Source organism: Psychromonas sp., assembly GCF_041586535.1.
Taxonomy (GTDB): Bacteria; Pseudomonadota; Gammaproteobacteria; order Enterobacterales; family Psychromonadaceae; genus Psychromonas.
The window spans coordinates 1-12,483 of sequence record NZ_JBFGZY010000124.1 but is presented as its reverse complement, the minus strand read 5'-3'; the positions used below and the strand labels follow the sequence as shown (position 1 = coordinate 12,483).

The window sequence follows — 12,483 nt, the reverse complement described above, 5'->3', positions numbered from 1 at the left end:
AGTTACTGCAATCAATGCCTTGCTTTCATCCATTTTTCCTACGCCTAAATAGATCATCTAATTAACGGAATTGGTATAATTTCTTTCTTTTTTGGGAGTTGAAGTTTATGGCTGTCCAGCATTTCATATGGCTGTCCAGCATTTCATCTGCTTAATATCACAACGTACCGCACCAGGGCGCCATGCTGTGATCGTTGTCGATGGAGCTGCTTTCCATCAAGAATATTTGGCTGATGAATTTGAGAACATCACCATGATTAAATTGCCTCCTTATTCACCGGAGCTTAATCCTGTCGAACAAGTATGGCAGTGGTTGCGGCAAAACGAATTGGCTAATCGTTGCTTCAATGGTTACAAAGAAATTGTAAATGAATGTAGTAGAGCGTGGAATAGTTTTATTAGCGACGTCAATCGCGTCAAGGAAGTGTGCATGAGAGACTGGATCAGGGTGATCAACTAATTAATCAAATTGGTATTACTTCTTTCTTTTTTGGGAGTTGAAGTTTATGGCTGTCCAGCATTTCGTCTTTGAAGTTTATGGCTGTCCAGCATTTCGTCTTTTTTCCGTCCAGCATTTCAGGAACTATTTTCTTTCATGCATAAAAAAACCAGCAATCAGCTGGTTTAATTATCTCTTTACCTGAGTAAAGAATGGTGCGGAAAGAGAGACTTGAACTCTCACACCTTGCGATACTAGAACCTAAATCTAGCGCGTCTACCAATTCCGCCATTTCCGCATAAAAGTGGCTGGGATAAGAGGATTTGAACCTCTGAATGCCGAGATCAAAACCCGGTGCCTTACCGCTTGGCGATATCCCAATTGTAATTTTATAGAGATTTCTTCTCCTACTGGGTCGTCATTCAGCATGCCGAGATCGTTATCAACGTTCAGAGCCTTACCGCTTGGCGATATCCCAGTTGTTATTTTATAGAGATTATTTCTCTTTTTGGTTGTCACTAAGAATAGCTATAACCAATATGTTATTTTAAAGAGTTTATTCTCTATGGTAATTCTTTATTAAGATAAAGAATGGTGCGGAAGGAGAGACTTGAACTCTCACACCTTACGATACTAGAACCTAAATCTAGCGCGTCTACCAATTCCGCCACTTCCGCAGTTTCAAGTAAATGGTGGCTACACCGAGATTTAAGTGGGGCACCATATTGTTAGTGACCTGCTTTTTCTCTAATTTACTATTTAACTTATAAAGTAAATGGTGGCTACACCGAGATTTGAACTTGGGACCCCATCATTATGAGTGATGTGCTCTAACCAGCTGAGCTATGTAGCCATTTACTTTAAATCATCTTAACTTATCCTGCTGAGCAGAGTCGGTTTAGATGGCGCATTTTTATGCGCAGGTATAAAAAAACCAGCAGGTAGCTGGTCTTATTATTTCTTTACCAGAGTAAAGAATGGTGCGGAAAGAGAGACTTGAACTCTCACACCTTGCGATACTAGAACCTAAATCTAGCGCGTCTACCAATTCCGCCATTTCCGCATGGCTGGGATAAGAGGATTTGAACCTCTGAATGCCGAGATCAAAACCCGGTGCCTTACCGCTTGGCGATATCCCAGTTGTCATTTTAAAGAGATTTTTTCTCTTGGTTAAGTTTATACTTCTTCAAGTTAACCAGCACGTTAAAAAACAAGCTAGAAAAAGTGGCTGGGATAAGAGGATTTGAACCTCTGAATGCCGAGATCAAAACCCGGTGCCTTACCGCTTGGCGATATCCCAATTGTCATTTTAAAGAGTTTGTTCTCTATGGTAATTCTTTATCAGGATAAAGAATGGTGCGGAAGGAGAGACTTGAACTCTCACACCTTACGATACTAGAACCTAAATCTAGCGCGTCTACCAATTCCGCCACTTCCGCAACTTAAAGTAAATGGTGGCTACACCGAGATTTGAACTTGGGACCCCATCATTATGAGTGATGTGCTCTAACCAGCTGAGCTATGTAGCCATCTTACTTACTTTTAGCTTTTATCTCAACTTCGTTTTGCTAAGCACTCCGTCGTTTCGATGGGGCGCATTATGATGATATCAGCGTTTGTCGTCAACTAATTTTTAAGAAAAAAAGTGATTTTTTTCCCTTTTGCTCGCTTGTTGAGCAGGTTGGGTTTATTTTAGACAAAACGTGCTGATTTTATGTATAAGTGTTCTGCCAGACTGAGAATAATGCAATTCAGGAGAGCGGGAAAAGGGAAAGAAAGTGATCAAAACAAGGTTAACGGGGGAACTCTGCGCGGAGTTCTACGTTTGTCGTCAACTAGTTTTTAACAAAAACGTAATTTCATTTTAAATAGCAGCGTTCTCTCTTTAAAATTATTAAACTCTATTGAATAATGACCTGATACAGCAACAATGAGACTTTTAATGAAGATATTACACACCTCTGATTGGCACCTTGGCCAGTACTTTATGATGAAAACCCGCGAGGCGGAGCATTTGGCTTTTTTAAACTGGCTAATTACAGTTGTGATAGAAGAAGAGATTGATGCGTTAATTGTTGCTGGAGATATTTTTGATAGTACTACGCCGCCTTCTTATGCGAGGAAGTTATACAGTGATTTTATCGTAAAATTGCAGGCTACGGAGTGTCTGCAGTTAATTATAGTGTCGGGCAACCATGATAGCGTTGCAGTGCTCAATGAAAGTAAAAATTTATTAAGCGCTTTAAATGTATCGCTATTAGCTGGTTTAAGCACAGATTTGCAGGAACATCTAATCCCTCTGAAAAATAAAAAACGGGAGCAGATGATTGTTTGTGCATTGCCTTTTTTGCGCGCGCAGGATGTGATGAGTAGCGAGCAGGGTATTTCTGCCGAGCAGAAGCAACTTAATCTGCAACAGGGGATACAGCACACTTATCAAAAGATTTATCAATTAGCCAAAGAGCAAAATAGCAGTCTGCCCGTTATCGCCACCGGTCATCTAACCGCGGTAGGTTGCAGTGTGTCAGAATCAGTACGGGATATTTATATTGGTACATTAACTGCCTTCCCGGCATCATTATTTCCTGATTTTGATTACATCGCCTTAGGGCACCTGCACCGTCCTCAGAAAGTACAAAAACAAGATCATATCCGCTATAGCGGCTCTCCGATTGCGTTGAGTTTTGATGAAACCAAACAGGATAAACAAGTATTGATTGCCGAATTTAACAGCCAGGGGCTAACGGACGTCAAGCCGTTGAACATTCCAATTTTTCAGCAGCTGCAGATTTTAAGTGGGGATCTGGATTCAGTTACTCAGCAGTTAGCAGCACTGCTGGATGAGTGTTTAAATAATAAACAGAAAAGTATCTGGCTGGAAATAAAACTACAGCAGGCATTTTACCTGTCGGATGTTCAAAGCCGGCTTAATACCATGGTTGAAGATAGCTGCATTGAAATACTTAAAATCAGCAGCCCGCAGGTTAACGAGGCTAGCCAGTGGCAGGAAACCGAGGTGGCCAGTTTGGATGCCTTAACACCGCATCAGCTCTTTCAGCATCGTATTGCCTGCGAGGAAAATTTAAGTGAAGAGCAGCAGGGTGAATTGACTAACTTATTTTCTCAGGTTTGTGCAGAGATAGAGGAGCAGTTATGAAAATATTATCGCTGCGCTTTAAAAATTTAAATTCATTAAAAGGGCAATGGAAAATTGATTTCCGGCAGCCCCAATTTACTGATAATGGCTTATTTGTCATTACCGGGCAAACGGGGGCGGGGAAAAGCACCATCCTTGACGGGATCTGCCTGGCGTTATATCAGCAGACACCAAGACTGGACCGCTTAACCCAGAGCAGAAATGAGCTTATGACCCGCGGCACCGGGGATTGTTTAGCTGAAGTTGAATTCAGTGTCAAAGGCAAGGGCTATCGCGTTTTTTGGGAACAAAAACGTGCCCGTAATAACCCTACTGGGAAATTGCAGGCGCCACGCTGCGAACTGGCAGATAGTGATAATAATATTTTAGCGACTAAAAGCAGTGAAGTATTAAAACAGGTTGTTGAACTGACCGGATTAGATTTTTCCAGGTTCACAAAATCTATGTTGCTCGCACAAGGCGGTTTTGCCGCATTTTTAAATGCGTCGGTTAAAGAGCGGGCGGAATTATTGGAAGAGTTAACCGGTACTGAAATTTATTGTGAAATAGCCAAGCATGTTTTTGAAACGAATAAACAAGTACAAACGGAACTGCAGCAGTTAATCAGTCAAACTGAGGTGTTGGCCGTGCTTTCAAAGTCGGAGCTGGAGCTCCTGCAGCAGCAAGTCACAGAGTTAACAAATGAAAAGTCAAGGTTGCAAAACACCCTAAGTGATATAGAAAAAGCCATTGTCTGGCTGAAAACAGCTGAGCAGTTAAAATCACAGGTTGCTGAGCAGATAAATAAAGTCAATAGTGCCAAACAGGCGCTCAGTGACTTTAAAGAGCAGGAAATAAAAATCACCCTGGCGGAAAAAGCAAAACAGCTTGAAACACCTTATCAAGCCATTGTGACTAACCAAAATAGGCAACAAAATTTATCCAATGCGTTGTTAATCACAGAGCAGAAGCAATCGGCAGTTAAATCACAGTTGCTTAAAGCACAAACATCAGCACAAGAGTTGCTCAATAAGCAGCGGTTGCAGCAGGCGGAGCATCAACAGCGTCTGCAGATACTCAGTGAAAATCTGGTGCCTTTAGATCTAAAAATTAATTTATTAAGGGATAAATCCACACAGCAAAAAAATGAACAGCAAAAACAGCTTGCCGGAATACAGATTGAAAATGAAAAATTGCAGATTATGCAGGTCAAACAGCAAAGTGATCAGCATGATTTTGCGCTTGTAAGCAGTGCATTAGAGAAGCAGTCCTTTTTACAAAACTTACAGGAAACATTACCGTTAATAGAGCACCAGTTAGGGGCTTATGTCGATCTGCAAACTACAGCGGCTGATATTTATTTATCTGAGCTGCAGGCACAACAAAAAATAAAAACCTTACAGCAGAAGTTTATTATCAATAAGAAAAAAACCGATGCCGATAACCTTGCGCTAATTCAGCTGCAAAAGACCTTGGATGAACAGCAGCAAGCTATGCATAGGTTACTGCAGGATAATAATATCAGCGGGTTGAATGATATTAGTGAACAGTTAAGCGGTTTATTTGTTGAACATAATCAAAATCAGATAGCATTGGCATTAGCCGAAAAGTTGGACAAAACCGGACTGTTGCTATCTGAAAATGCAGATACTATTAAGGCACTAAAAGAAAAGCTGAGTGAAAACAACAACAGGTTGAATAGCCTCTCTGCACAGGGGAAATCCTGCCGCGAGGAATGTGAAAACTTACAGCGATTACTGAAACAAGAGCAAATCATCGCACAATTAAGTGATTTAAAACTGCAGGTGGAGGAAAATCAACCTTGTCCTTTATGCGGTTCAGTGCAGCACCCGGCGCTGATTGATTACCAGCCATTAGATAAAATACAAACAAAGGTTCGACTCAAAGAAAAACAACAACACCTTGCGGATATTCGGGATACCTACAGCAGCCTTAACGCAACAATTCATCTGCAAAATGAGCAATTGCTCGCTTTACAAAATCAGGCCGAAAAGTTAGTTGAGAGTCGCCAGGCTGATCTGCACCGTTGGCAAGCGTTCCCTTACCTTAAGGGAGTTGAATATACTGCCACCTGCTTTTCTGAGCTGCAGCGGCAGTTAATCAAAAGACAGGAAATACAAAGCCGGTTAAGCGCTTTGCAAAACCAGCTGCAAAAACTTGCAGGACAGTCAGAGCCGTTAAAAGAGCAGCTGCAAAATTTAAACTCTGCACAAAATACACATATTAATCAGTGCGCGGAGATTGAAAATCAAATTATACATGAGGAAAAAAACTTAATCCGTCTGCAAAAAGAGCAGCAGCAATGTGCCTTACAATTAAATGCAGCCAAAACCAGTATTGAACAAAAATTACCGGAATCTATCAAAGCTGAGCAGTCGCTGCAGGCAACTATCTTCTCCGAGCCCAGGGCTTGGCTGATTGATCAGAAACAAGCTCTGCTTTTATATCATTCACAGCAGGATAAGTGCGCTGCATTAAAACAAACAACAGCACAACAAGCACAGCAGATAGCACTGCAGGAACAACATCTGGATCACCTGCACGGTCAATATAAACAGTCTCAAACTGAATTTCAGATAAATAATAATGAATTAGTTGAATTAACTTCTCAGCGGCATGCGTTGTTTGGAGATCAAACTCAGCAATCGATTCGCCAGCTTATCGAAAATGAACAAGCCTTGTTAAACGATCAGGTTGAGCTGGCAAAATCGGCAGTGCAGCAACTGCACAGTGAAAATGCAGGCTTAGTCGGGCAGTTAACTGAGCAGCAGGAACAATATTCTCAGTTGCAGATACTCTGTGTACAAAGCGAAAAACAGTTTAATACTTTATTAACGGCAAGTAGTTTTGCCGATTTAGAAGCCTTTACCCGGGCACGTTTACCTGAAGGGGAATTAGCAGAGCTTATAGCACTTAAAGCGACGCTGAATGAGCAAAGCCTAACTGAGCGCACACGCCTGCAGTCAGCGCAGGAAAACTTGAATAAACATCAGCAAATCAACCTGACGGAGAAAGATCTGCAGACATTGGACTTGGCATTACAAGCGCAAACAACACAAATTGAATCACTTAATGAACAACTGGTAGAAAAGAAAGGACGGTTACAAGCGGATCAGCGTTTACAAGCGCAGCAGGCTGAACTTTTAGCAAAACAGCAGCACTACAAAATTAAGGCCGAGCAGTGGGCGTTATTGAATAAACTGATCGGCTCAGCAGACGGCGGTAAGTTCAGAACCTTTGCACAGGGTTTAACTTTGGATAATTTAGTTTATTTAGCTAATAAAGAGATGGCAACTCTGCATCAGCGTTATCAATTAAGGCGTAATACGGAAGAGCCCTTAGCGCTGCAGGTGATCGATCTTTGGCAAGCGAACAGTATAAGAGATGTTAAAACTTTATCTGGCGGTGAAAGCTTTTTAGTCAGCTTAGGTCTTGCCTTAGCGTTGTCTAACCTGGTCAGTCATAAAACACAAATTGAATCATTATTCCTGGATGAAGGTTTCGGCACGCTGGATGCGAACACCCTGGAAATGGCGCTGGATGCTTTGGAGCGTTTGAATGCCACCGGAAAATTAATCGGTATTATTTCCCATGTTGACGCATTAAAAGAGCGTATTAATAATCAAATTCATGTGCAAAAGGGCAGCGGTGCAGGTTACAGCAAGTTGGATAAACACTATGCTTTCAGCGTGATCAGTGAATAGCCGAGATTTGATAATATTAGAGTAATTCGGCGATTATTTTAAGTACCTATAAAAATAAATGTTTTTTTGAAGTTGGTCTCAAAGTTGTCTATAATTCGCAACCAATTTGTTATAGCGCGTTATGAAACCACAGGAGTGGCTATTTGCGCTTATTAAAGGATTATAAGCCGTGTTCGAATTTCCACAAATCAATAAAAGTAGTGTCAAAAATGACCTGTTATCCGGGCTAACCGTTGCCCTTGCATTAGTGCCAGAGGCGGTTGCATTTGCCTTTGTTGCTGGTGTTGAGCCCATGGTCGGCCTATATGCTGCCTTTATGGTCGGGTTAATTACCGCTGTTTTTGGTGGTCGTCCGGGCATGATCTCCGGTGCGACAGGGGCTATGGCTGTAGTGATGGTTTCTTTGGTATCTGAGCACGGTATCCAGTACCTATTCGCAGCGGTTTTATTAGCTGGTCTGGTGCAGGTACTATTTGGTATTTTCCGTTTGGGTAAGTTCATCCGCATGGTGCCGCACTCGGTTATGATAGGCTTTGTAAATGGTCTGGCGATTGTTATTTTCCTGGCGCAATTAGGGCAGTTTAAGGTAAAAAACAGTGCCGGTGAACTGGAGTGGTTACAAGGTACACCCTTGTATATCATGCTGGCTTTAGTACTGTTAACCATGCTGATTATACATTTTCTGCCTAAATTGACTTCCGTAGTACCATCAACACTTGCCGCTATTGTGGTAGTGACATTACTGGCCTACTTTATACCCGCTTTAGAAGCGCGCACGGTTGTTGATTTTCTTCGCGGTATGACAGGTGATGCAGGTGCAACCGTTGCCGGCTCATTGCCAACATTTGCTATCCCGGCGGTACCTTTTTCCATGGAAACCTTGGCGATTATTTTACCCTATTCACTAATATTGGCAGCTGTAGGTCTTATTGAGTCTTTGTTAACCTTAACTGTTGTTGATGAAATGACCGGGACGCGTGGTCGCGCCAATAAAGAATGTGTTGCCCAGGGGACGGCAAATATGGTTAATGGCGTATTTGGTGGGATGGGCGGTTGTGCGATGATCGGACAATCGATGATTAATATTAACTCCGGAGGCCGTGGTCGTTTATCCGGTATTACAGCAGCCATTACTCTGTTGGCGTTTATTTTATTTGCTTCCGGTTTAATTGAAATAGTGCCGATTGCAGCGCTGGTTGGTGTGATGTTTATTGTTGTATTAGGCACCTTTGAGTGGGCATCCTTTAAAATGATGCGTAAAGTCCCTAAACAAGATGCCTTTGTTATTATATTAGTCAGCGCCGTGACTGTACTGACAGACTTAGCCATTGCTGTATTAGTTGGTGTAATTGTTTCGGCACTGATATTTGCGTGGGAACATGCTAAGCATATTCATGCAGTCAGTTCTCTCAGTGATGACCAAAAAGAAAAAACTTACCGTGTAAATGGACCGTTATTTTTCGGTTCGGTCAGTAACTTCCTGGAACTCTTTGATGTTAAAAGTGATCCGCGCTGCGTGATTGTTGATTTTGCCGGCTCCCGCGTTGTCGACCACTCTGCGATTGAAGCTATCAGCGTGTTGACTGGACGTTATGCAAAAGAAGGTAAAAAAGTACATATTCGCCATCTTAGCCGGGATTGCCGTAAATTACTGCACAAAGCGGGAGTGTTAGTTGAGATTAATGTAATTGAAGATCCTACTTATAAAGTTGTATCTGATACACTTTCTTAATTACTAAATAAAAACAGGCCCTTGGGCCTGTTTTTATTTAGTTGAAACTCTGGCAGGACGATAGGCTGTATCACAGACTGGTGTTGGTTGTGTTTTTTTGGTATTCCATACGGAAAACCAGATATGTTTGTTACGTAAGGTTTTTTTATTGTTTTTCATTTTATTTTCTCCTGTTTGATAGAATGATATTATGAATACTCTTTGTGACAAATATATGACATTTAAAAACAACTTTTTGTGACCGACTTTGAGAAAAAACAAAGAATATTATTATTTGCTAGTGGATAATTATTAAAAATTAGACGAGAATCCCAATTTGTCGTCATGACCTTTAGTTGAAAAATTTAAAACAAGTCATCAAGTTCCCGTCTGCTATCAATAAGATAGACCAATTTTTGTTGATAACTAAACTTTAGATTGTTATTTTTCAGCATCAAAAAAATTTTAAGGGGAGAGGTATGAAATTGTCATCTTTCTCCTGTATAACATTTTCGAATATAAATTTTGTAGTTACTGTGACTATATGGAGTAATAAATGATTAAAAAAATTGGTGTTTTAACAAGTGGTGGTGATGCGCCGGGAATGAACGCTGCAATTCGTGCCGTAACGCGCTGTGCCCTTGCAAATGGCATTGAAGTTTTTGGTATTTATGACGGTTATTCAGGACTTCATAAAGATAAAATCAAACCGTTAACACGTCATTCTGTATCAGATATGATCAACCGTGGTGGTACTTTCTTAGGCTCGGCACGTTTTCCTGCCTTTAAAGAAGAAAGTGTGCGCAAAGAAGCAATTAAGAATCTGGAAAAACACGGTATCGAAGCTCTGGTTGTGATCGGTGGTGACGGCTCTTATATGGGCGCGAAAAAACTCAGTGAAATGGGTTATCCTTGTATCGGTATTCCCGGCACAATTGACAATGATATTGCCGGTACAGATTATACAATCGGCTTTATGACCTGTTTAAATACCATTGTTGATGCTGTAGACCGTTTACGTGATACTTCTTCATCGCATAATCGTATCTCTATTGTTGAAGTGATGGGCCGTTATTGCGGTGATTTAACACTTTGGTCTGCAATTGCCGGCGGTAGTGAATATGTTGTCCTGCCGGAAGTTGGCTTTGATGAAGATGCGTTGGTAAAGCAAATCCATACGGGTACGGCATCAGGTAAAAAACATGCCATTGTTATGATCACCGAGCATGTAACCGATGTGACAGCACTGGCTAAACGTATCGAAGAACAGACTGGCTGTGAAACGCGTGCCACTATTCTGGGTCATATCCAACGAGGTGGTTCTCCAGTGGCATTTGACCGGGTATTATCAAGTCGTATGGGCGCGCATGCTGTTGAGCTTCTGATGCAGGGTAAAAGTGCGCGTTGTATCGGTATTCAAAGTGGTAAGATGGTTGACCATGATATTATTGAATGTTTAGATGAGATGAAGCGTCCATTCCGTCAGGATCTATTCGACTTGTCACACACGTTATACTAATAATAAACGTACTGACAAAAATAATAAGCCTACCTTGCGGTAGGCTTTTTTGTAGGTGAAAATGAACAAACAAACTTATCCTTATCAGGCCCTGATTGAACTCTGCGCAGTACCTGAAATCAAAAACAATGCTAAAAATGCACAGCAGATGTTGGGCTTTATCTGTGCTGTTTGTAGTGCGCCGGTTGAGCTGGAACTGCAGGAGTGGTTGCCCTATTTATGGAATGAAGATCAAACACCTTCTTTCAGCAATGAGCAGCTGGCGGTCGACTTTGCGGCGGCAACTACGCAATTTTATGATGCCTGTCTGGCCGGTTGTCAACAGGCAAGCCCGCTGCTTTTGCCGACCTCACTATGGCTGAATGAATCTTCTCAACTTACAGAGCAGGGAAAAAGTTTTGCTATTGGTTATTTATCCGGTTTCCAGCATGTTGAAGAAATTTGGCAAAATATTTGGATCGAGCCGGCGAGTTCACTTGAACAGATATTACAGACTACGACCTTATTGTTGGGTAAACTGGCTAATCCCGCTACGGATGATCCGCAACTGTTGAACTTATTTGAGCAACTGCCACAGGCTGATGAAATAGTTGCTTCGTTGCCGCTATTATTAAGTACCCTCGGGCATCTGTCGGCGCAGGTAAATACAGATGATTAATCCGGTCGGGGATATTTTGCTTAATAATAACAATTATTTTACAACGGTTTATGAAAACAGCGAATTTGTGGTTATCAATAAACACGCTGGAATTAATTTTCACAGTGAAGATGGAGAATTTGGCGTAGTGGTTGCCGCTGAAAAATTTTTTTCCTGCAAACTTTATAGTGTCCATCGTTTAGATAAAATGACATCCGGTTTGTTATTGCTGGCTAAGTCGTCACAGATTGCCGCTTTACTTTCAGCACTGTTTTTTGAGCATCAGGTTCAAAAATATTATCTCGCTATCAGCGATAAAAAGCCGAAAAAGAAACAGGGGTTGATAAAAGGTGGTATGGAAAAATCCCGTCGCTCAATGTGGAAGTTAACTAAACAAAGCAATAATTTGGCAATCACCCAGTTTTTCAGTTATCCGCTGGACAGTGGAAAACGCCTGTTTGTAGTAAAACCGCACACAGGTAAAACTCATCAGATCCGCGTCGCATTAAAAAGTATCGGCAGTGCTATCTGCGGTGATCCGCTGTACGGAGAAAAATCCGGACACTATGATCGCGGCTACCTGCATGCTTATCAGATAGACTTTTCTCTGAATAAACAGGACTTTAGCTTCAAAGCTTTGCCGGAGTCAGGACTGCTGTTTAACAGTGACGTTTATTTAAAAACAGTGCAGGATATAGGCGAGGTAAACGATTTAGCCTGGCCAAAGATTTAAATAAGTCGCGGTTCGCTGTGGTTAAGTGAACCCTAACACTGCTGTTACGCTTCCCTGTCAAAGCTGGAACACGTATTTCAGCACGAATATTGTGATCCGAGTTCCAAATGATGCTACCCTACTCGAAGCGTATCCATAACTCTGGCTGCAAGGGTGCTTAAAGTGACTTTAAAGTATCTGCCAACACTACTACTTTAGTGAAAAACTTTCCTAGGCTCGGTAAAAGAGCTGTTTACTGAGAATGACTCTATGGCTTAAGAATCGGGTACTGCTTTTGCTTAAACTTTAAGCGCTTATGAGAGGGTTATTGATTCTGCTATAGATAAAAGTACCTGATATTTTTTAAAGTAGAAGCAAGTTAACTTATTGGTCAACAACGATGATGGAAGGGCGGCTAGAGTCGCTGAGCTGTTTATTGAGCGGTCAATTTGTTACTCATACCAATTGTATTAAGTAAGTGATCAAATTTCAGTGAGGATAAATTTTCAAGAACAAGGCGCTTGATTGAGCAATAGCAGGCTATTGGGATTGAAAGCAACGCTGTACTTGGACATTTAGACCATCTTAAAATGATCACTTATTT

The 12,483-nt window shown here is 41.4% G+C and carries 8 protein-coding genes and 9 tRNA genes; 7 read left to right on the top strand and 10 right to left on the bottom strand.

The annotated features are described in order from the left end of the window. Positions 1-91: 91 nt before the first annotated feature. On the top strand, positions 92-460 hold the full coding sequence (locus ABZA00_RS13425) for a transposase (protein ID WP_372882667.1): 369 nt from the start codon (positions 92-94) through the stop codon (positions 458-460). A 192-nt stretch (positions 461-652) separates the two neighbouring features. On the opposite strand, the gene ABZA00_RS13420 is transcribed toward ABZA00_RS13425, so the two are convergent. The 9 genes from ABZA00_RS13420 to ABZA00_RS13380 all read right to left on the bottom strand — a co-directional run bounded on the left by ABZA00_RS13420 (position 653) and on the right by ABZA00_RS13380 (position 1,968). Beyond that, a tRNA-Leu gene (locus ABZA00_RS13420) sits at positions 653-737 on the bottom strand. A 7-nt stretch (positions 738-744) separates the two neighbouring features. Beyond that, positions 745-819: transfer RNA gene (locus tag ABZA00_RS13415), tRNA-Gln, on the bottom strand. A gap of 212 nt (positions 820-1,031) precedes the next feature. After that, positions 1,032-1,116, bottom strand: a tRNA-Leu gene (locus tag ABZA00_RS13410). 99 nt (positions 1,117-1,215) lie between these two features. Continuing rightward, a tRNA-Met gene (locus ABZA00_RS13405) sits at positions 1,216-1,292 on the bottom strand. Between the two features lie 125 nt (positions 1,293-1,417). Then, positions 1,418-1,502: transfer RNA gene (locus tag ABZA00_RS13400), tRNA-Leu, on the bottom strand. 1 nt (position 1,503) lies between these two features. Beyond that, positions 1,504-1,578 (bottom strand) — tRNA-Gln (locus ABZA00_RS13395). A gap of 86 nt (positions 1,579-1,664) precedes the next feature. Next, positions 1,665-1,739, bottom strand: a tRNA-Gln gene (locus tag ABZA00_RS13390). A 54-nt stretch (positions 1,740-1,793) separates the two neighbouring features. Further along, positions 1,794-1,878, bottom strand: a tRNA-Leu gene (locus ABZA00_RS13385). 13 nt (positions 1,879-1,891) lie between these two features. Beyond that, positions 1,892-1,968 (bottom strand) — tRNA-Met (locus tag ABZA00_RS13380). A 413-nt stretch (positions 1,969-2,381) separates the two neighbouring features. On the opposite strand from ABZA00_RS13380, the gene sbcD reads away from it, so the two are divergent. The 3 genes from sbcD to ABZA00_RS13365 all read left to right on the top strand — a co-directional run bounded on the left by sbcD (position 2,382) and on the right by ABZA00_RS13365 (position 9,032). After that, positions 2,382-3,596 (top strand): exonuclease subunit SbcD, encoded by a 1,215-nt coding sequence (gene sbcD, locus ABZA00_RS13375; protein ID WP_372882666.1) that lies wholly within the window; start codon positions 2,382-2,384, stop codon positions 3,594-3,596. Continuing rightward, on the top strand, positions 3,593-7,300 hold the full coding sequence (locus ABZA00_RS13370; RefSeq protein WP_372882665.1) for an SbcC/MukB-like Walker B domain-containing protein: 3,708 nt from the start codon (positions 3,593-3,595) through the stop codon (positions 7,298-7,300). Before sbcD ends, ABZA00_RS13370 begins: the two co-directional genes overlap by 4 nt. A gap of 169 nt (positions 7,301-7,469) precedes the next feature. Next, positions 7,470-9,032 carry a SulP family inorganic anion transporter gene (locus ABZA00_RS13365; RefSeq protein ID WP_372882664.1) on the top strand — a complete coding sequence of 521 codons (1,563 nt, stop codon included), beginning with the start codon at positions 7,470-7,472 and terminating at the stop codon, positions 9,030-9,032. A 33-nt stretch (positions 9,033-9,065) separates the two neighbouring features. Here the strand turns inward: ABZA00_RS13365 and ABZA00_RS13360 are convergent, their stop codons facing one another. Then, positions 9,066-9,191, bottom strand: a complete 126-nt coding sequence (locus ABZA00_RS13360; RefSeq protein WP_372882663.1) for a hypothetical protein — start codon at positions 9,189-9,191, stop codon at positions 9,066-9,068. Between the two features lie 376 nt (positions 9,192-9,567). Here ABZA00_RS13360 and pfkA point away from each other — a divergent pair, with 376 nt between their 5' ends. The 3 genes from pfkA to ABZA00_RS13345 all read left to right on the top strand — a co-directional run bounded on the left by pfkA (position 9,568) and on the right by ABZA00_RS13345 (position 11,900). Then, positions 9,568-10,530, top strand: coding sequence for a 6-phosphofructokinase (gene pfkA, locus ABZA00_RS13355; RefSeq protein ID WP_372882662.1), 963 nt, complete (start codon positions 9,568-9,570; stop codon positions 10,528-10,530). A 61-nt stretch (positions 10,531-10,591) separates the two neighbouring features. After that, positions 10,592-11,188 (top strand): UPF0149 family protein, encoded by a 597-nt coding sequence (locus tag ABZA00_RS13350; RefSeq protein WP_372882661.1) that lies wholly within the window; start codon positions 10,592-10,594, stop codon positions 11,186-11,188. After that, the gene (locus ABZA00_RS13345; protein WP_372882660.1) at positions 11,181-11,900 is read left to right on the top strand and encodes a TIGR01621 family pseudouridine synthase; all 720 of its coding nucleotides are present in this window, start codon (positions 11,181-11,183) and stop codon (positions 11,898-11,900) included. Before ABZA00_RS13350 ends, ABZA00_RS13345 begins: the two co-directional genes overlap by 8 nt. Positions 11,901-12,483 lie beyond the last annotated feature (583 nt).